Origin of the sequence: Leptospira ainazelensis (assembly GCF_016918785.1) — a bacterium.
Classification (GTDB): domain Bacteria; phylum Spirochaetota; class Leptospiria; order Leptospirales; family Leptospiraceae; genus Leptospira; species Leptospira ainazelensis.
Map to the genome: position 1 here is coordinate 1 of NZ_JAFFPT010000092.1, position 18,052 is coordinate 18,052.

The 18,052-nt window shown below is 43.4% G+C and carries 16 protein-coding genes; 7 read left to right on the forward strand and 9 right to left on the reverse strand.

Annotation, left to right across the window (positions count from 1 at the left end):
- Positions 1-754: 754 nt before the first annotated feature.
- Positions 755-1,453 (forward strand): SH3 domain-containing protein, encoded by a 699-nt coding sequence (locus JWG44_RS22085; protein WP_205277192.1) that lies wholly within the window; start codon positions 755-757, stop codon positions 1,451-1,453.
- Positions 1,454-1,733: 280 nt separating this feature from the next.
- Here the strand turns inward: JWG44_RS22085 and JWG44_RS22090 are convergent, their stop codons facing one another.
- Positions 1,734-1,886, reverse strand: coding sequence for a hypothetical protein (locus JWG44_RS22090; RefSeq protein ID WP_205277193.1), 153 nt, complete (start codon positions 1,884-1,886; stop codon positions 1,734-1,736).
- 104 nt (positions 1,887-1,990) lie between these two features.
- On the opposite strand from JWG44_RS22090, the gene JWG44_RS22095 reads away from it, so the two are divergent.
- On the forward strand, positions 1,991-2,473 hold the full coding sequence (locus JWG44_RS22095) for a hypothetical protein (RefSeq protein ID WP_205277194.1): 483 nt from the start codon (positions 1,991-1,993) through the stop codon (positions 2,471-2,473).
- A gap of 115 nt (positions 2,474-2,588) precedes the next feature.
- Here the strand turns inward: JWG44_RS22095 and JWG44_RS22100 are convergent, their stop codons facing one another.
- The gene (locus JWG44_RS22100) at positions 2,589-3,935 is read right to left on the reverse strand and encodes an adenylate/guanylate cyclase domain-containing protein (RefSeq protein ID WP_232371807.1); all 1,347 of its coding nucleotides are present in this window, start codon (positions 3,933-3,935) and stop codon (positions 2,589-2,591) included.
- A 125-nt stretch (positions 3,936-4,060) separates the two neighbouring features.
- Between JWG44_RS22100 and JWG44_RS22105 the strand changes: the two genes are divergently transcribed.
- Positions 4,061-4,720 carry an oxidoreductase gene (locus tag JWG44_RS22105; protein WP_205277195.1) on the forward strand — a complete coding sequence of 220 codons (660 nt, stop codon included), beginning with the start codon at positions 4,061-4,063 and terminating at the stop codon, positions 4,718-4,720.
- 460 nt (positions 4,721-5,180) lie between these two features.
- Here the strand turns inward: JWG44_RS22105 and JWG44_RS22110 are convergent, their stop codons facing one another.
- The 4 genes from JWG44_RS22110 to JWG44_RS22125 form a co-directional block, all read right to left on the reverse strand.
- Positions 5,181-5,429: a hypothetical protein gene (locus JWG44_RS22110; protein WP_205277206.1), complete on the reverse strand. Its 249-nt coding sequence runs from the start codon at positions 5,427-5,429 to the stop codon at positions 5,181-5,183.
- Positions 5,430-5,785: 356 nt separating this feature from the next.
- The gene (locus JWG44_RS22115) at positions 5,786-7,543 is read right to left on the reverse strand and encodes an acyl-CoA dehydrogenase family protein (protein WP_205277196.1); all 1,758 of its coding nucleotides are present in this window, start codon (positions 7,541-7,543) and stop codon (positions 5,786-5,788) included.
- 889 nt (positions 7,544-8,432) lie between these two features.
- The gene (gene lipL32 / locus JWG44_RS22120; RefSeq protein ID WP_205277197.1) at positions 8,433-9,251 is read right to left on the reverse strand and encodes a major surface lipoprotein LipL32; all 819 of its coding nucleotides are present in this window, start codon (positions 9,249-9,251) and stop codon (positions 8,433-8,435) included.
- A 223-nt stretch (positions 9,252-9,474) separates the two neighbouring features.
- Entirely contained in the window at positions 9,475-9,873 is a 399-nt protein-coding gene (locus tag JWG44_RS22125) for a ParB N-terminal domain-containing protein (protein WP_205277198.1), read from the reverse strand.
- Between the two features lie 188 nt (positions 9,874-10,061).
- On the opposite strand from JWG44_RS22125, the gene metK reads away from it, so the two are divergent.
- From metK to JWG44_RS22140, 3 genes are all read left to right on the forward strand, one after another.
- Positions 10,062-11,222, forward strand: coding sequence for a methionine adenosyltransferase (gene metK / locus JWG44_RS22130; RefSeq protein WP_205277199.1), 1,161 nt, complete (start codon positions 10,062-10,064; stop codon positions 11,220-11,222).
- A gap of 7 nt (positions 11,223-11,229) precedes the next feature.
- Positions 11,230-12,192 carry a transketolase family protein gene (locus tag JWG44_RS22135; RefSeq protein ID WP_205277200.1) on the forward strand — a complete coding sequence of 321 codons (963 nt, stop codon included), beginning with the start codon at positions 11,230-11,232 and terminating at the stop codon, positions 12,190-12,192.
- 180 nt (positions 12,193-12,372) lie between these two features.
- Positions 12,373-12,693: an ATP-dependent Clp protease adaptor ClpS gene (locus JWG44_RS22140; RefSeq protein ID WP_100784299.1), complete on the forward strand. Its 321-nt coding sequence runs from the start codon at positions 12,373-12,375 to the stop codon at positions 12,691-12,693.
- A gap of 359 nt (positions 12,694-13,052) precedes the next feature.
- On the opposite strand, the gene JWG44_RS22145 is transcribed toward JWG44_RS22140, so the two are convergent.
- Both JWG44_RS22145 and JWG44_RS22150 read right to left on the reverse strand, forming a co-directional pair.
- Positions 13,053-14,084, reverse strand: a complete 1,032-nt coding sequence (locus tag JWG44_RS22145) for a zinc-dependent alcohol dehydrogenase (RefSeq protein ID WP_205277201.1) — start codon at positions 14,082-14,084, stop codon at positions 13,053-13,055.
- Between the two features lie 254 nt (positions 14,085-14,338).
- Positions 14,339-15,121 (reverse strand): crotonase/enoyl-CoA hydratase family protein, encoded by a 783-nt coding sequence (locus JWG44_RS22150; protein WP_205277202.1) that lies wholly within the window; start codon positions 15,119-15,121, stop codon positions 14,339-14,341.
- A 120-nt stretch (positions 15,122-15,241) separates the two neighbouring features.
- Between JWG44_RS22150 and JWG44_RS22155 the strand changes: the two genes are divergently transcribed.
- On the forward strand, positions 15,242-15,841 hold the full coding sequence (locus JWG44_RS22155) for a TetR/AcrR family transcriptional regulator (RefSeq protein WP_205277203.1): 600 nt from the start codon (positions 15,242-15,244) through the stop codon (positions 15,839-15,841).
- A 548-nt stretch (positions 15,842-16,389) separates the two neighbouring features.
- Here the strand turns inward: JWG44_RS22155 and JWG44_RS22160 are convergent.
- Entirely contained in the window at positions 16,390-17,568 is a 1,179-nt protein-coding gene (locus JWG44_RS22160) for a MaoC family dehydratase (protein ID WP_205277204.1), read from the reverse strand.
- Positions 17,569-18,052: the final 484 nt, after the last annotated feature.

Genomic DNA, 18,052 nt, shown 5'->3' on the forward strand with positions numbered 1-18,052 from the left:
TTCGGGTCTGTATTCTTGAACTTTGCCATTGTGCTAATCTAGCAGGTTCGTAAATATTGCACCTCTTTTTCAACAGGCTCTTGGGTGGAGGGGCGGGGGGCGGAAAACTCCCGGAGATTTTCCTATATCACAGAATTATAATTTTGCAAGGAATATTCTCTCTCAGAGCTTTTGTAGTAACTCCTACAAACATTTCGATTGGAACTCTTGTTGAATTTCTATTGTTTTCCAATTTGGGGAAAAAGTATGCAAAAACTCAGATAGTTTGCTTTGGAACGTCTGCCGGAATGAGCGACTCTTACTCTGAATCTTCGTCGTATTTCCGAAAGACGGAACTTGCAATTCAACCTACTTTGTGAGTGAGGATTTGGAAATAAAAACTTTGCAATCGATGAGATTTGATTCTAAGGACGTTTTGTCTGGGCACAAAATCAGAACATTTTCAACTGAAAAAATCTCTTGATCCTTTGCCGAAATCTTTCCTCCTTGATGGAACGAAAGAGATCGGTCCCCTTTCTTTTCCATTGACAGAACTCCAAATAAATGCAGATTTTTCGGAATGCAAATTCGAAGAACCTTCCTCGTTTTTTTTCCGATTCTCTCATGTTCGGTTTTTTTAAACTGCTTTTTCTTTAAAAACGATTGTCGCAAAACGAATTCTTGTCCCGTTACGTTTATGGTCGGTTTCGGATCGGGGACGGACTTACACGGAGAACATCTTGCAGAACGCGTCCCGAAAAGTGCTCGTATTTTGGTGTTAGTCGATTCCGACGGGGAAATACAAAATGCAAGTGGGACATACGGTTCGCTTTATACAAAATGTCTTTGGAACGGGAAGGAAGTTTTTCTTTCCTCGAACGATCTATCCTATAACAAGAAGATTCGAGTTTTTACAAAATCCGGAATTCTTCTCCAGGAAAAACCGGATCCGAATTCAAAACAGATCGGAGAATTGCCTTTCAATACAAGCGTACGATTGATCGACGAAACCGAGCCGAGTCACGACTTACGTGCATTTATCAAGGTCACGAACGGGACCCTTTCCGGTTGGGCGAAACGAGATCATTTTACAGACGGAGACTACGACGCGGATTTCTATCGAAAGCCTCTGAAGAGCGTTCTGGAAAATCATTCGATCCTCGTTAAAGACGAGGAGAATCAGTTTGAAGTGACTTGGTCTGGGACCGATTTTAAAACCGTAGAATGCAAACTCAGGGAAACGATTTGTTCGGTTGAGATGAAATTCGGGAAGGCCACTTACGGAGAAACTCAAGAAGCGATTTTTTTCGAAATCAAAACGGATCAAAAGGTGAGTCCCGAATTTCTCTGCGAGATTCGAAAGATCGATTTCATCGATTCCTTTCAGTTCATTGAAGAGAATCGGCTTTCTCCTTTCGCTTACTGCGAACGGACGATGAGTTCCGATACGGGAGAAGAAGATTCCTTTGAATGAGGAAGTCGTTTGAAAAATATAGGAGTTCCCACGTTTCCTGGATTCTTTCTGCATTGTATTTGCATAGGAGTTCCCACATTTTGTGGATTTTTTCTGTCACAAGATTTGCATAGGAGTTCCTACATTTTGTGGATTCTTTCTATCACAGAATTTGCATAGGAGTTCCTACATTTTGTGGATTCTTTCTATCACAGGATTTGCATAGGAGTTCCCACATTTCGTGGATTCTTTCTGTCACAAGATTTGCATAGGAGTTCCCACATTTTGTGGATTCTTTCTGTCACAGAATTTGCATAGGAGTTCCCACATTTCCGTGGATTCTTTCTGCATTGTATTTGCATAGGAGTTCCCACGTTTTGCGGATTCTTTCTGCCATTGTATTTGCATAGGAGTTCCCACGTTTTGCGGATTCTTTCTGCCATTGTATTTGCATAGGAGTTCCCACAAAAAAATCTAGTTTTCTCGAACGAGAGAAAAGTTGGTGTAAAAATAAAGTTTCATCGGTTGCCTGCTAGGGGAATTTCGAATTCCTAAATCATGAGCGTTGTCATTTTTTTATTCTCCAAAAAAAATCTTCAGATCGAACCTAAACTGATTCAAGAATTCTTTGAAGAAGGAGCTTATTGGGATCGGAAGCCGAAATACGTCTCAAAGGTTTCCACCGATGGTTTTGAAATGCAAGTTCGCTACGATCCTAAAAAGAAACCCTTCCTCGTTTCTTTTTATGCGAACGATCACGAAACTTTTCTTGAAACCAAACAAGAAATTTTGGAAGTCCTCGAGGAGGAGCCGAAGGGAGGTAAGGTCAAAAAAATTGTAGAGTGGATTGAAAAGTCCGTTCAGATGTTTGCGATCAATGTGGATCCCGCGAGTATTCGAGAAGAGGATTGGAGCGCGGTGGATTCCTTGGAAGCGTTTCTCGCTCGAGAATCGGCCGCCTTAATTTATTCTTCTGGAGAATTTTTTGAAGTGAAAGATCTGATCCGAAAGATTTATTCCTTTCGAAACGGTTCCTATTGAGGTTCAGTTTTCGTTTTTCCAAGTCCGTTATTCGCTCTCTATGGGTCGCTATTTCTTTACTTCGTAAAGAGCCGTCGCTTCGCTTTAGCCTAATTCACTCCCTATGGGTCGTGAATTAGCCCCATAGAACCTCGTAAACCTGGATCGGTTCTTCTTTGCCTTTGACCTTGACGCGGGGCATTCGATTGAGGGTATATTTTCCGCCTAACAGCTCCATGGTTTCCTTAGAAATCAAAAACGACTTCTTTAAAAGTTTACAGAGGGATTCGATGCGGGAAGCAGTATTGACGGCGTCTCCGATAACGGTGTATTCTCTGTGAAGGTCGTTTCCTATGTTGCCTGCGAAAACTTCTCCGGTATGAATTCCGATTCCGATCGTGATCGGAGTTTTCCCCTCGGACTTGCGCAGAAAGTTCCATTCGGAAAGACGCTTCTGCATGATCACTCCGCAACCGACCGCGTTTCTTGCGTCCACTTCCGCGGAAGGAGAAGGATGAGGGGTTCCGAAAGTCGCCATCACCGCGTCTCCGATATATTTGTCCAGGGTTCCGTTGTTTTCAAAAACACATTCCATCATAATATTACGAAATTCTGATAGAAGCTCGCTGAGTTCCTTCGGGTCCATATTTTCGGACATGGAAGTGAAATTTCGAATGTCCAAAAAAAGAATACTGACAGTCTGGCGATTTCCGCTCTGAAGAGTTTTTGGATTCTCCATCATCTCGTGAACGATCTTCGGAGAAAAATATCTGGAGAGCTCAGTCTTTTGACCTTCTGCGATCCCGATTCTTCTAACCATAGAAACGGTTCGAAAGATCCCCATCGCGATTACAATGGAAAACGCGAAATACAAGGTAGGTTTCCCGGTAACGATATCCTCCAATAAAACCGCAGGCCCGCTTACGTATTCTCCCCAGTGTTGCGCGTAGGTCAGTTTTCCGGAAGAAACAGCCAGCCAAAGAATCGTGAAGTAAAAAGCGTAAAAAAGAAAAAGACCGATAAAAACGAAACGAATCCGAAACTGTAACAGGGAATAGATGATCGGGAAGAGATAAAACAGATTGATCGGATTTTTCAGAGTAAATCCGAAATCCACGTTTGGAACGGTAAAGGTATAAAAAAGAAGAATGAGCAGAATGAGAATGTATTCTGCGATCAGGGTGATATAGTTAAAAATGGAAATGATAGAATCCGGAAAGGCACGGATCACGATCGTATGGGTAACGGTTAAAATCAGATAAGCCGAAAACGCGATCAGGTTCGTCGTTTTACTTCCCGCATCCAGATTGGCGATCACTTGAATCGCGAAAAAGAAAGCGATGAGATAGCGGAAGTAGTTGGTGATGACGATCCCGTTCAATTCCTCTTTTTTTAATACTTCCAATACCGAATCCGGCATGGACTTTCGGTCCAAAATGTGCAGCGCGTTTTTAAAAGAATGAAATAGATTCACAAGGTTCAAGATAGAAAGTTCACGATTCGAAATCAATTCTTTCCGGGGCGAGGGACATCTTTTGAAAAAAATTCTTTCATAAAAAAAGGGACAAGGACAAAGTCTCCGGATAGGCTTCGGGAGAAAAAGGAAGAATGAGTCAAAAAATCGCGTTGGTCGCCGGCGCTTCGGGTCTGATCGGAAAATATCTTTTGGAAGAATTGTCTCATTCCGGAGACTATTCCAAGATCTATGCTCTTGTAAGAAGATCCGGGTCGACCGAAGGAGCCGAGGAGATTGTTGCGGATTATGACACGTTATCTGCCACATTGTTACCAAAGGGAATTACGGATATATTTTGCAGTTTGGGGACCACGATTTCCAAAGCGGGAAGTCAGGAGAATTTTAGAAAGGTAGACTACGATTACGTTCTCAAACTTGCAAAACTCGCAAAAGCGGCGGGAGCCAAATCCTTTTTAGTCGTAAGCGCGCTCGGCGCCGATATAAAATCGATGGTCTTTTACAATCGGGTCAAGGGTGAAATGGAAAGAGATCTTAAAAACGTCGGCTTTTCATTTACGGGAATTTTTCGTCCTTCTTTGTTGGAAGGAGAAAGAGAAGAGGTCCGTTTGGGCGAAACCGTTGGACATTTTTTATTTAAGGTCGTAAATCCTCTCCTTTTTGGGGGAACCCGAAAATACAGATCGATTCACGGAAGGATCGTCGCGAAAGCTATGATTACGATCGCACAAAAGGAACCGAGCGGAGTTCGTATTTTAGAATCCGATCGAATCGAGTCCATCGGTGGAAATTGATTTTCGAAAACGAAGAGGCCGGATAAAAAACGGAGAGTTATCCTAAACGCTTCTTTTATTTCTCTAAAGATAGCGTCTTATCTTTTTCGTAAATTTAAGAATCATGAGAAGGTTTTTTTTCCGATTGAGATTGTGACGAGCAAATTTCAAAAAAAGAAGAACCAAAATGAGAAAAAGGTGCACTTGAAAATGATCCAAGTGGATGCAAATTCAAAAAAAAATTGAAGCAGGTAAGAGGTTCGGCGGAAGAAGCTCTCATGGAGATATACCTTGCGGGAGTTTCAGTCCGAAGATTCGGGACGTCTCCAAAAAACTTTTGGAACCGATGTTTTGCCTTTAACGATCAGATGAATGAAGCGTCTCGATTTCGAGTTCATCCAATATATTCAGAATTCGGAAAGTTGCGACACTAAAACGATCCGTGTTATCCATATATATTTAAACGGATCGTTCCATAGTTCTATTTAAGTCGAAATTGTTTAAGATCCAATCTATTTTTGACCGTCGCATTCGGATCATCGATTTCAACGAGTTCACCCCGTGAAATCATCGGCGTTACGGCTTGGATCACTTTACCTCGGTTGATGAATGAATCCTTAAGACCGATTCGTTTAACAAGTTCGGGCAATGTCAACGCGCCTCCGGCAGTTTGGAGTTCTTTAACAATTAGCGGCTCTAATTTCTTTCCACGACGTGCAATCAGCGCCATCGCCAACGCTACGCCAATTCCAACGACAATACTCGTTATAGCGGTTTCATTCACGGTAGATATCCTTAGAAGTAAAGTTTTACAGAGAAAAAGACGGCTTTCAATATGGAAAAATCAATAAATTTTGTATGAATGGAGTGAACACGCTGTAAATAGGAATGAATGGAGACGGCGGCAAACAATGTCGGCATCCTTTATGGATATGATAAATACAAGTATCTGAATCCGAATTTCCGCGTTATCCGGATCTGCGGCTTCGATCACACAACGACTTTTTAAACCATAGATGTAGGCCTCTCGCGAAGAATTCTCCGAATCGCTTCAAACTAAATCGGAGAATTCTTTCACGGAAATCGTTAAGCGAAAGTCAGTTGGCCTTGACGATTTTCGATTTCGATCTTATTTGCCGCGAGAATCGACTTGGACTCCAGATTGTATTCTCTTGCAAGAAGAACCTTCTTGTCCTTCGCGTCTCCCTTCAGGCGGGTTACGGATCTTTCCAGGAGAAGTCCGATCAAAATCCGAGCGGTCGATTCTACGACTTCAAAAGCGATCTCGTCTCTCAAAGAGGAATTTTCCACGGATGTATATGCTTCCACGATTTTCTCAAACGTTTCCTTGTTTTCGATCAAAAGGGAAGAAGGCGAAATCCTGGAGAATTCTTCCTCGAAGTATTGACGCAGATGACCTTTTGCGGACATTCCGGAAACGATTCCTCCGATGGCGGCTACAACTTGGAGTTGAGTCGTTCCTTCGTAGATGTTCGTAATTCTTACGTCTCTATAAATTCTGGAAATGTCATAGTCGTATGTAAAGCCCGCCCCGCCGTGGATCTGGAGACCGTCATAAGCGATTTTATTTGCAAGTTCTGTAATATAATACTTTGATAATGGAGTAAAAAGGTTCGCCAACTTTTCCCATTTACGAATGGTTTCGTCCTTTCGAATTTCCTTTTCGTCCACTCCTTGTTCTTTCATTCTTTCGGATTTCCAGTGATAGAGATCGATCGAACGGGAAGCCTCGAGAAGAATCGCTCTCATTCCTGCGATTTCGCGGTCCATTGCGGAAAGCATCTTTTTTACCGCAGGGATATTTTGAATCGTCTTTCCGAATTGTTCTCTCTCGGAAGCGTATTTTTTTGCTTCCATATAAGCGGCGGTGGCGATTCCCATAGCCTGAGCCGCGATGGAAAGTCTCGCTCCGTTCATCATCGCCATAGAATAACGAACCAAACCGTAACCTTCTTCTCCGATCAGAATTCCGGGCGAATTTTCATAAACGACTTCGCAGGTCGGTGAACAGTGTAGGCCCATCTTTTTCTCGATTCCGGCTATAAAAACATCGGAACTTTTAACGAGGAAAAAAGAAAGTCCTCTCGCACCGCTTGTAGGAGTTCCGGTTCTTGCAAGCGTAAGAATCACCGCAGGAATTCCTTCGAAGCCGCAGCCGTGGGTGATAAAACGTTTTGCTCCCGTGAGTCTCCAGACTCCGTTCGCGTCTTTGATTGCCTTGGTTTGGAGGTTGGGAAGGTCCGATCCGTAGTTGGGTTCAGTGAGAGCCATCGCGCCGAACAATTCTCCGCTCGCCATCTTTGGAACGTATTCTTCCACCATTTCCGGAGATCCGAATCTTTCGATCGTCTCGGCGAGGTTGAGACAACCCAAGGTGATCGCAAAGGAAGCGTCGGCTCTGGAAAATACTTCCATCATCATGGTTTGAACGGTCGCGGGAATCCCGAGTCCTCCATGATGTCTTCCGATACTGTAAGGAAGAATCCCGGCTTCTTTGACTTGATTGATTCCTTTTACCATTGCCTCGGGAAACGTGACCTTACCGGAAGAATATTTGAGTCCTTCCAGGTCCATGTCTTTTGCAAGAGGGGCGATCTGTTTTCCGGCGATGTCTCCTCCGGATTCTAAAATCGATTTATAATATTCTAATGCGTCTTCGTAAGAACCGGGCGCCATCGCGAGTTCGTCTTTTCCGGTTTTTTGATATTCTTTGTGGTCTTCGAAGTCGCCTTCAAAACCGTCGATAATTTCCTTCCAATCTACGATCGATTGAAAGTTTTCTTGAAGATCCGCGTTTTCTGAAAAATAATTGTTCTCTATCATTTCAAATCCTTTGTGAACTTATGTTCAGATTGATTTTAGTCTTATTGTCACTCCGGAATCGGATCCAAACTCTGAAAACCGAAATTCTTTTCTATCGAACGTCGTTTGGAGAATTCCGAAGAAGAATTCCTTATCTCCAAAATTCTTCCGTTTTTTAGGGAAGGAAGGATCGTGGAAAACTAAAGACCTGGTTTCAGATTGAATCCGATTTAGGTGAAAAGCAAGAAGATTCAAAGCTGGATCGTGAGAAATTCCCGTCTTACCCGATTCGATTTTTCACCTCAATAAGACTGTCACCGATTTTCGAACCGGATTTTTTTCTCTTTCTGTTTTTATTTCGCCCAAACAACACTGAATATCTACGAGACCAATCGGTCGGAAAACGGCAACCACCCTGAAAACGCGCCTATCATCGGCGATCATCGTAAGCAAAATACAGGGCCGAGGGGGAATCACTCGATGCTGGGTTCTCTATGAATCGCAAGCACTCTATGCGGCGTGGCGTAGGAACATCGAGATTTTCTCGATCGGAAAATTCTCCTTTTTGTAAGTTAAAATCCTTTTGTGGGAACTCCTGCAAAAACTTTTGGCGTTCCTATTGCAAGGCCCTTTTCCACTTGCGTGAAAGATCGAGATGTGTTAAGGCCCTGAACAAACCCGTTCAAAAAAAAAGGATTCAGCTTTGATTCCGAGACGAAAAAGGAACCGTCGTTTTGATTTGCGAGTTTTGTGATTTACGATTCGATTTGGAAAAACCGATTGCCGGAGGCGATCACGCTTCTTTTAGAAACCACTTTCCAAAAGGATTGTATTCCAAAAATACGATGGAATAAAAAAAGCCGCCTTGCGGCGGCTTTTTACCTTAAACAACTGTAAAACTAAGTGTGAATTACTTAGTAGCGTCAGCTGCAGCTTTTTTCAAAGACTCTTCGGCAGCTACTGCTTGTTTTTGCAGTTCATCAGGATTTGAGTGAATCAGTGGGCTCACACCTGGAATACCTGGTGGGAAGAGCAGACCAACTGATGCAACGAAAGATCCTTTCACTTCACCTGGTTTGTAGGTAGTGAAAGAAATTCTGTAAAGACCTCTTACTAAAAGTTTTTTAGTATCGATACTTTTCAGTTCGTCAAAAGATTTTGGAGGATTAGGGATGGTAATTCTTGTAAGAGAGTTGTATTTTGCATGTCTCTCTTCTTTGTAAGTATCATCTCCGTCATCGTCGTCATCGAGCTTTTGAAGTGCTTTTCCTTTCGCAGCTTTTGCGATTTGGTCGGGCATAATAGCGGACATTCTTTCAACACGAATCCAGGTATCAAACCAACTTGGCATTGATTTTTCTTCTGGAGTTGCAGCTTTGAAAGCGTCACTTACTAGGTCTCCGTCGCCTGGCTCACCGATTTCGCCTGTTGGGGAAATCATACGAACTCCCATCTCAGCGATCACAGCAGGAACCCAAACGTAGAGGTAGTATGCTTTTTTGCTTCCATCGACTAAACCGTCTGGCGCTTGTCCTGGCTTGATGTATCCATAGTAATGGATTACAGATCCGTAGGGCAGTAAGGTTTTTACTGTTTCATTTGTCCCTGGGATGGTGCTCTCGCTCAGTACAAAAGAGCTTTTTAGGCTTGGCAGACCGCCGAATGCTCCACAAGCTGTGATGCTTGCAAAGAGTGCGACGGAGATAGCCAAAATCGAAAGTTTTTTCATAGACTCTCCTTAGTTAGGAAAATCACGGTATGGACTCGTGAACTTTTTGTAAATCAATATTGAATAATTTTTTACCTGAAAGTGATGGAATCCGATTAAAAAGGAACTTTCACGAGAATCAAAAGTCGCAATAGATCCGTGAGAATGGTTACAGGCTCCGATTCAAGTCTTGGTATCGTTTTGGAAAAAAATTGTAAATCAGGAAACAAAGAACCGGTGGAATTCAACTTTTTTGAAAAAATCGTTTGATCCAGTCCCAGAGATCCAAAAACCAAGCAAGGATTCTTCCGAAGATTGTTGAATACGAATACCTCTTAAGGAGTTCCTGGACTCTTTCTTGCTCTTCCGAAGTAAATTCTAAACGAATATTGTTTTCTTCGGCCTCCATCTGGACTCTTTCTTTTTTATTTCGAATGTCTACAATCCGAACGTCCACGTATTCCCAACCGAGCAACTTCACGCTTTCGAGTCTTCTTTCTCCCGAGATCAAGGTATTGTCCAAATCGATGAGAATCGGATGCAAAAGACCTAACTTCTGGATGGATTCTTTTAAGGGACGAAGATCGCCCAAATCTTTTCGGATACGATTCTTAACTTTGATGTCGGAGACTCGGATTTTCATTCTTTCTTAAAAATATTCGGGCGGCTCTCGATTCAATTCAATTCTGCTCTAAACGGTTCAATTTGTTCTAGAATCGATTGGGAACATAGTTTGGATCTTCTTGACACTGAAGGAATCCATAGGTTTTTGGAATGAAAGCGGGTTCCTAGTAAGGTTACCCTGTCAATTTCACCCATCAGGAAGAACAGATGTCTTTAAAAGATTTTATTTTTACTTCGGAATCGGTCGGAGAAGGCCATCCAGATAAGGTTTGCGACCAAATTTCCGATGCGATTCTAGATGCGTATTTGGAGCAAGATCCAAAGTCTCGAGTTGCTTGTGAAACCTTGGTGACCACGAATTTAGTAGTGATCGCGGGTGAAATTACGAGTAAAGGTAAAGTGGACGCTCAAGAAATCGCGAGAAACGTAATTCGCGATATCGGCTATAACGACATTACGATGGGTTTTGACGCGGACTTTGCTGTAGTTTCCGCTCACGTTCACGCTCAGAGTCCCGATATCTCCCAAGGTGTGACCGAAGGGGAAGGACTTTTCAAAGAGCAGGGAGCCGGCGATCAGGGTTTGATGTTCGGTTTCGCGATCAACGAAACTCCGGAACTCATGCCGATGCCGATTTACTATTCTCACGAATTGGTAAAACACTTAGCGGAACTCAGACATTCTAATAAACTTAAATTCTTAAGACCGGACGCAAAGTCTCAGGTCACCGTTGAATACAAAGACGGAAAACCGGTGAGAATCGACACGGTCGTAATTTCCACTCAACATTCTCCGGACGTAACTCACAAACAGATCGAAGAATCTTTGATCGAAGAGTGTATCAAAAAGGTCATCCCTGCAAATCTCCTCAAGGACACGAAATATTTTATCAATCCTACGGGCCAGTTTATCATCGGCGGTCCTCACGGAGACGCCGGTTTAACGGGAAGAAAGATCATCGTAGATACTTACGGCGGATACGGAAGACACGGTGGTGGGGCTTTCTCCGGAAAGGATCCTTCCAAAGTGGACCGTTCTGCGGCGTATATGGGACGTTATATCGCAAAGAACGTCGTGGCTTCCGGGCTTGCGGACAAGTGCGAAGTACAACTTGCCTACGCGATCGGAGTTGCGGAACCGGTTTCGGTTCACGTGGACACTTTTGGAACTGGAAAAATTTCCGAAGAAGAACTCGTAAAAAGAATCCGCGCCAATTTCAGACTGACTCCGAGAGGAATCATCGAATCCCTAAAACTCTTAGAAAAGGGAAGAAAATACAGAGAGACTGCGTCTTATGGTCACTTCGGAAGAAAGGGTTCCACCTTTACTTGGGAAGAAACCGACAAAGCCGCGGCGTTAAAGGGTTAAGAAGAAGATGGGAGCCCCCAGTACAGCAACTGCGACAGAAAAAGCAACCCGTGACGGTTACGGGGATGCACTGCACGAACTCGGGGTTTCCCGCCCGGACGTAGTCGTCCTGGACGCGGATCTTTCCGGATCCACAAAGACTAATAAGTTTGCAAAAGCCTTTCCGGAACGTTTTTTCAACGTAGGTGTCGCCGAACAGAATTTAGTCGGTCATGCCGCCGGGCTTGCACTTTCCGGGATGACTCCGTTTGCTTCTTCTTTTGCGATGTTTCTCGCGGGAAGAGCCTGGGAAGTCGTTCGAAACAGCGTCGTCTACCCATTCTTAAATGTAAAATTAGTAGCGTCTCATGGCGGAATCACTGTGGGTGAGGACGGAGCTTCCCACCAGTGTATCGAAGATTTCGCTATCATGAGAGCGATTCCTGAAATGACTGTGATCTGTCCTGCCGACTACAACGAATGCAAACAGATCATCCACGCGATCGCGGACTACAAAGGTCCGGTTTATGTTCGTGTGGGACGCCCAAATGTTCCCGTGATCGAGAGGGAAAATTATCAATTCGTGATCGGTAAGGCCGAAGTGATGAGAGAAGGAAAAGACGTTCTCATCATCGCAAACGGGGTGATCGTAAGCGAAGCCATGAAAGCGGTCGAGGAACTTTCAAAAGAAGGAATTTCCGCTACGCTTCTCAATATGGCTACGATCAAGCCGATCGACAAAGAAACGATTTTAAAATACGCGAAACAGTGCAGGGCAGTCGTAACTTGTGAAGAACACAACGTTGTCGGTGGACTCGGTTCTGCGGTGAGTGAATTCCTTTCGGAAGAATTTCCGGTTCACATTCTCAAAGTGGGAATGAAGGACCAGTTTGGAAAGTCAGGAACCTGGAAGGAACTTCTGGACTATTTCGGTCTTCGTTCTAAAAATATCGTTGAGACTGCGAAAAAAGCGATTCAACTCAAAGGATAATGTTTCCCCTCATTCTTCTGCGATCGATTCCGGAGTTTTTACAAACTGAGATTCTATGGATCGCAAAAAAAGAAGGGAGAAGTTTTTGGATCGGCGCTCCATCAAGGGCGACGAGAAAAGCCGTGGAGTTGAATCGAACAAAATTCTTCCTTTTTTATTTCTTGGACATCGAGTTGAAAGATGGCGAGCACACAAACTCCTGACTTAAACGAAATCACCGAGGAATCCACAAAGTCTACCGGGGGGCCTTGGAAAGTGGTTCTCTGGGACGACAACGAACATACCTATGAATACGTAATCGAAATGCTCATGGAAATCTGTACGATGTCGGTGGAGAAGGCGTTCTTACACGCGGTCCAAGTCGATCAGGAAAAAAGAACCGTTGTTTTTTCCGGAGAATTTGAACACGCAGAACACGTTCAGGAAAGAATCCTCACCTACGGCGCCGATCCGAGAATGTCGAACTCAAAGGGTTCGATGAGCGCGACGTTAGAAAGATAAAAACAAACGTTTCCATTTCCGAAAAATAGACTTTCATTTTTTTAGAAGAATCGTCGTAGTTACGACGTCTTGCAGTAAAGGTCGCGCACGGAACTCGCATAAAACCTTACGCTTCAAAGTGGACTTAAATCTTAAGAAAAATCAGTCGTAACAACGACAATCCTCTGTAAAACGAAAGCCCCGCCCAAATTTCGGGTGGAGGGGCGGGGGGCGGAAAAATTCGGGAGATTTTCCTTTATCACAGAATCACCCTTTTTGCAAGTAAAAAGTCCCGTGTAGGAACTCCTACAAGTCTTAAAAAAAAAGACTCCCCGGAAGAGATCTGGTTCCTCCGAAGGAGCAAAGTGGGTTTCACAAGGTCAAGAATCCATATTTACTACGAGTTTCACCGACGGTTCCGGCCAGGCGTGGATCGCTTCCTCGAAATTGCATGTCGCGGTGACGACCTTCTCGGGATGGATTTTTTTCTCTTCGATTTTTTCTAAAATTTTTGGAATGTGTTCTCTGGAATCTACCCTTCCGATTTTAAGGGTCGCTCCCGTATTATACAATTCTAAATAAGGAATTTCTAATTTATTGGTCCAAAAAATGGCCGCACTTCCGTAGATTCCTTCGGTGGAAAGGGATTTGAGCGCGAAGTTCATCCCTTCCTTTAATCCGTGGCAATCTACGATCAGAGGAAATTTTTTGTCCCAGGATTTTGGAAGAGTAGAATAAGGAACGGCGGTCGCGCCGAGCGACTCCGCGATTTTCAGTCTTTCCGGATCGTTGTCTAAAAACAAAACCTCCGAAGAACCCATTCCCACGGCGAGAGACGCAGAATAAAGAGAAATGCTGGAAGCAAAACCTCCGAGAATCATCACCGGAGAGTTCGGTTTTTTTTCCAACCACTGACCGACGAGCTTCCAAGCTTCCACGATATTGTCGCTGATTCCCGCGAGTGCGATCGGATCGAGTCCTTTAGGCAAGGGGATGAGCATTTGTTTTGCGTAGGGAATCCAAATCTTTTCGGCAAGTGCACCTCCGAATTCTTTTGCGGACGCCCCCATTCCGTAGTGACTCGCAAAAGGAACGGAAGTACAGGCTTTCGAATGACCTCCAGTACAATCCGGACAAAAGCCGCAAGAGATCTGAAACGGAATGATGACCTTGGTTCCTTTCGGATATTGGTTTGAGATCTCCGGACTTGATTCCAGAATTTCTCCGACAAATTCGTGTCCTATCGGAAATCCGGGGCGCATGAGAGTATGACCTTGGAGAATGGGGATGTCCAAATCGCAGCGAGAAACCGCGAGCGGCCGAACGACTGCTTGGTTGTTTCCCTGGATTCTGGGTTCGGGAACTTCTTCCCATTCTAAAACATTCCTTTTTTTGAATACGATTCGTTTCATGGGTTCTCCTTCTTTTTTTGAAATTTTGATAGGTTCGATTTTAAATTGGTTCTTAATCGAAAAAGTAAGATCGCTCTTTTTGATTTTCCATTGTTCTTTCTTGCTTTTTTTCCAAAGACGGATTGAATCTTTTCTTTTTAAAATTTTAAGTATACGGGTTTTTCCGATCTTAACGGAAGATCCGATTTAGAAAAACGTTTTTGTCTAAACAAGTAGGTTCCATATTCTTATGAAATATAATTAAATTGGAATATTTAGATTCCATGGAATACTGCCTGTCTTTTTTCCACAAAGGATTGGAGTCCTTCTTCCGCGTCCTTGGAATCCATCAGGGTGAGAAGCTGCGGGAAAAGGTCTTCTGCGGCTTTTTTTTCGCCGTATTGAACCGAATCCATCGCCGATTTTAAGGTTGCAAAAACTCCGAGGGGAGCCTGGGCCGCGATTTTTTCCGCGAGTTGAATTCCTCTTGAGACGAGTTCGTTTTTTTCTACGATCTCCTGGATCAGGCCTATGCGGAGCGCTTCTTCCGCCTCGAAAGGTTCTCCCGTGAGAATGTATTTCATCGCGTTTCCCCAACCGCACTGAGCCGGCCAGCGCATCGTTCCTCCGCCGAAAGGAAAAATTCCCCTTTGTACTTCAACCTGTGCAAAGACTGAACGTTTGGCGGCGATTCGAATATCGCTCGCGAGCATGAGTTCGATTCCGAGTGTGATACACATTCCGTGAACGGCGACTACTACCGGTTTGGTTCGGCGACGGCCCGTGGTTCCCCAGGGATTTACGCTTTCTTCCGGAAGAGGAAATCTTCTTTCCTTTTTTAAGAATTCCGCGACGTTCTTCAGATCTAGGCCGAGTGTGAATTGTTTTCCATTCGCGTAAACGAGAGCGACTCGGATTTCAGGATCCGCTTCCATTTGATCGTAGGCCCGGCTGAGAGCAAAGAGCATATCGACGTTGAACGCGTTTCGTTCCTCCGGTCTGTTAAAGACGATGTGAAGAATGGAGCCTTTTTTTTCCGTAAGAATCAGTTCCGACATGGGCGTTTCCTTGGGTAGACCAATTGGTCTATGTTGAATTGATTTGATTGTAGACTATTTAGTCTACAATTTTTTGTTTTTCTTGAACTTTTTTCGGCTTCTGAGATTCTGAATTATTGTATGGTTCAGAATTTTGAAAAGCAGAGTAATCCTTACGATCGGCTGATGACCTCTGCCTTGGATCTATTCTACCACAGAGGTTATTCGGGAACTTCCACAAACCAACTCATCGCTGACTCGGGGACTCACAAAGCCAGCTTTTACCGTTATTTTCAATCGAAGGAAGAAATCGCCCTGGAATATCTCAAACTCCAGGGTGAGAATTTTGAAAACGGTCTTCAAAGAATGATGGAACGCGCTCCTTCCTGGGAGGAATTTATTTCCACCTGGAGCGCAGTTCTTTTAAAACAAGTGAAAAGCGGCAAATTTTTAGGTTGTCCGATCGCACGTTTTATCAACAGCGTAGAAGAGAAGAATGAGGATTTTGAAATTGTCGCGGACAAAATCATCGAAGGTTGGATACGAATTTTTGAATCGTATTTTGAATCGGAAAAGAAAAAGGGAAATTTAGATCCTTCTCTAAATTCTCTCGCTGCCGCCAAAAAAATTCTAAAACTTTTTCAGGGGAGTTCGCAACTTTTCCGGATTACAGGGAAGAACGAATACTTTCAAGAACTCAAAACGGAGATGATCGAGGTTTTGGGCGGTAAGAAAAAATAGGAGAATCCTTTGCTACCTATCACAACTGTAGGAGCTCCCCTTAGAGTTTTTTAAAAAATGAAGAATCATCGCGGTCCTTAGGTCTTGGACTGTAAATTCGAATTTCTTCCTATTCGACATCACCCGTGATTCTATCGAAAAACGGACTTAAAGTCCGTGTCAAAATTTTTCGGAGGAGGATCCTTTGTTGGAAGAATTGAAAAGAATCGGATTCTATTTTGGAAAGTGAGAATGTGGGAACTCCCATAAGAATGGTTTTCTAAGAATTCTTGAGAGACATTCATAAAAATCGTTACATCGTTTTGCGCGGACGTTCTGGAATTTGCGAGAACAGATTCTAAAAAAAAATCCTTACGTTTGTCTTTTGATAAGAATTTCGGGAAGTTTTATAAAAGGATCTTGTAAGCTCTAAAGGAAAAAAAAGTCTCTAAAAAATCCGAATCTCAAAACATTCTAAAATAGGAATATAAGGAAGTGGAACATCGGATGGCCGCCTTCGTAGATATAAAAACGCCCCCGTTTTGATCAACGGAGGCGTTGGGAAAAGATTACCCTTTTTTCTTGACTAAGATTTTTCGTTCGATTTCGAAAATTTTCTCGGCGAGTTTTTCTTTTCCGTGTTTTTTCTTTTCATTTTCTTTTAGAAAAAGGTCTTCTCCGAATTTTTCAAAAGCATCGTTTGCTTTGATATTTTTCAGACCGATGATTTGCAGATGTACCGCACCGGCAGGAATTCCAAAATCGGTTCCTCTATCTTCTACGGAAAGAACTCTCGTGATTGCAGTAACTGTGTCTCCGCTAAACGAAGGTTGAGTGTGATATCCTTCCGTAAATCCAAGATCCCAGATCATGTTTTCCGTAATGTCTCTGGACGCCATTCCACATAACCACGCAAAGACGAGTCCTCCGTAGACGACGGGTTCTCCACCCATAGGGCCGGAAATTCCCGCGGAATAAAGTTTGTCATAGTGAAGAGGGTGTGTGTTTCCGACTCTGTAAGTCCAAGGGAAATGTTCGTCTGTGATTGTTCTTCCGTTTTGATGGATATAGATCTGTCCTGGTTTGAAACTCTCAAAATAAGTATCGGACCAGGTCGCGGATTTGAAGTCGTTCGGAAATTTTAATGCCGGAAGTTCGATAACGGGTGCGTCGGTTTCCGGAAAAAAAGCATCTTTGATCACGGGCTTCGGATTTCCTTTCGGTTTTCCGTTGGATTGATAGATCATAATTTTTCTTTCATACTGAAGAACCAATTCTTTCTTTTGATTTAAACAGAGCGTACGAACGCTTACGATCCCGGGTTTGTCCGGTCCTTTGTCGTCCACTTTGAGAATTTTTGTCTTCGCGGAAAGTGTGTCTCCCGGATAAACCGGTTTTAAAAATTGAACGTTGTAATAACCGAGATTCGCGAGGGCTTTTTCGGAATCATTTTGAACTCCGAGAGAAAGTGCGATATTAAAAACTTGAAGAGAGGATACGAGCATATCCTGAAAACCATGGGCTTGGGCGTAAGCGGCGGAAAGGAAAAGGGGGTTTGCATCCATAAAGGTGGTCGCAAATTCTTGAGCGAAAGCACGATCGATCGTGATCTCTCTCGGGTGTTCGAAAATTTCTCCTTCGGTAAATTCTTCCAGATATCTTCCGTAGATATTTCTTTTTACCTGATCCTTGGAAACGGGCGTTCCGGGCGCAAGTTCTGCAAAGGGTTTATTTGGAACTTTAGTCATAGTAATAGGCCTCTTGATCTTTTTTCGTTTTTTCCAGTCTTTTGTTCTCAATCTTAGGGAAAAGTTTTTTTATTTAAAGAATTCTTCGTCGAGAAGAGCGACTTAAGGAGAAGAAAGGGATTAAGTGCAACGACCTCTTCGAACCGGAGTTTCAGGGAAAAACTCGGAAGAACTTCCTCGATCACAAAATTACCCTTTTCGCAAGGATAAGAATTTTTGTAGGAATTCCTACAAAAGGGAGAGGGAACTTTTTCCTTGCAAAGATAAGGTTTTTCTGATAGAGAAAAGTTCACCGATTTTTTCCCTGCGACGCGATCCGTAAAGAGCGTCGCATTGAGTTAACCCGCCACCTCCACCCGAAATCAGCTTAACCTTACCCACAAGTTAAAAAAGCGATTTAGAATGAAGAAGGATCCCCGTAAGATTTTTTTGTAGGAGTTCCTACAAAAGCTCTGAGAGAGAATATTCCTTGCAAAGTTTTAAT

Bases quoted from the DNA above. Each gene is read 5' to 3' on its own strand.
- JWG44_RS22090 (WP_205277193.1), bottom strand. From the start codon at position 1,886: ATGCAAATACAATGGCAGAAAGAATCCGCAAAACGTGGGAACTCCTAT.
- JWG44_RS22095 (WP_205277194.1), top strand. From the start codon at position 1,991: ATGAGCGTTGTCATTTTTTTATTCTCCAAAAAAAATCTTCAGATCGAA.
- JWG44_RS22105 (WP_205277195.1), top strand. From the start codon at position 4,061: ATGAGTCAAAAAATCGCGTTGGTCGCCGGCGCTTCGGGTCTGATCGGA.
- JWG44_RS22110 (WP_205277206.1), bottom strand. From the start codon at position 5,429: ATGGCGCTGATTGCACGTCGTGGAAAGAAATTAGAGCCGCTAATTGTT.
- JWG44_RS22115 (WP_205277196.1), bottom strand. From the start codon at position 7,543: ATGATAGAGAACAATTATTTTTCAGAAAACGCGGATCTTCAAGAAAAC.
- lipL32 (WP_205277197.1), bottom strand. From the start codon at position 9,251: ATGAAAAAACTTTCGATTTTGGCTATCTCCGTCGCACTCTTTGCAAGC.
- JWG44_RS22125 (WP_205277198.1), bottom strand. From the start codon at position 9,873: ATGAAAATCCGAGTCTCCGACATCAAAGTTAAGAATCGTATCCGAAAA.
- metK (WP_205277199.1), top strand. From the start codon at position 10,062: ATGTCTTTAAAAGATTTTATTTTTACTTCGGAATCGGTCGGAGAAGGC.
- JWG44_RS22135 (WP_205277200.1), top strand. From the start codon at position 11,230: ATGGGAGCCCCCAGTACAGCAACTGCGACAGAAAAAGCAACCCGTGAC.
- JWG44_RS22140 (WP_100784299.1), top strand. From the start codon at position 12,373: ATGGCGAGCACACAAACTCCTGACTTAAACGAAATCACCGAGGAATCC.
- JWG44_RS22145 (WP_205277201.1), bottom strand. From the start codon at position 14,084: ATGAAACGAATCGTATTCAAAAAAAGGAATGTTTTAGAATGGGAAGAA.
- JWG44_RS22150 (WP_205277202.1), bottom strand. From the start codon at position 15,121: ATGTCGGAACTGATTCTTACGGAAAAAAAAGGCTCCATTCTTCACATC.
- JWG44_RS22155 (WP_205277203.1), top strand. From the start codon at position 15,242: ATGGTTCAGAATTTTGAAAAGCAGAGTAATCCTTACGATCGGCTGATG.
- JWG44_RS22160 (WP_205277204.1), bottom strand. From the start codon at position 17,568: ATGACTAAAGTTCCAAATAAACCCTTTGCAGAACTTGCGCCCGGAACG.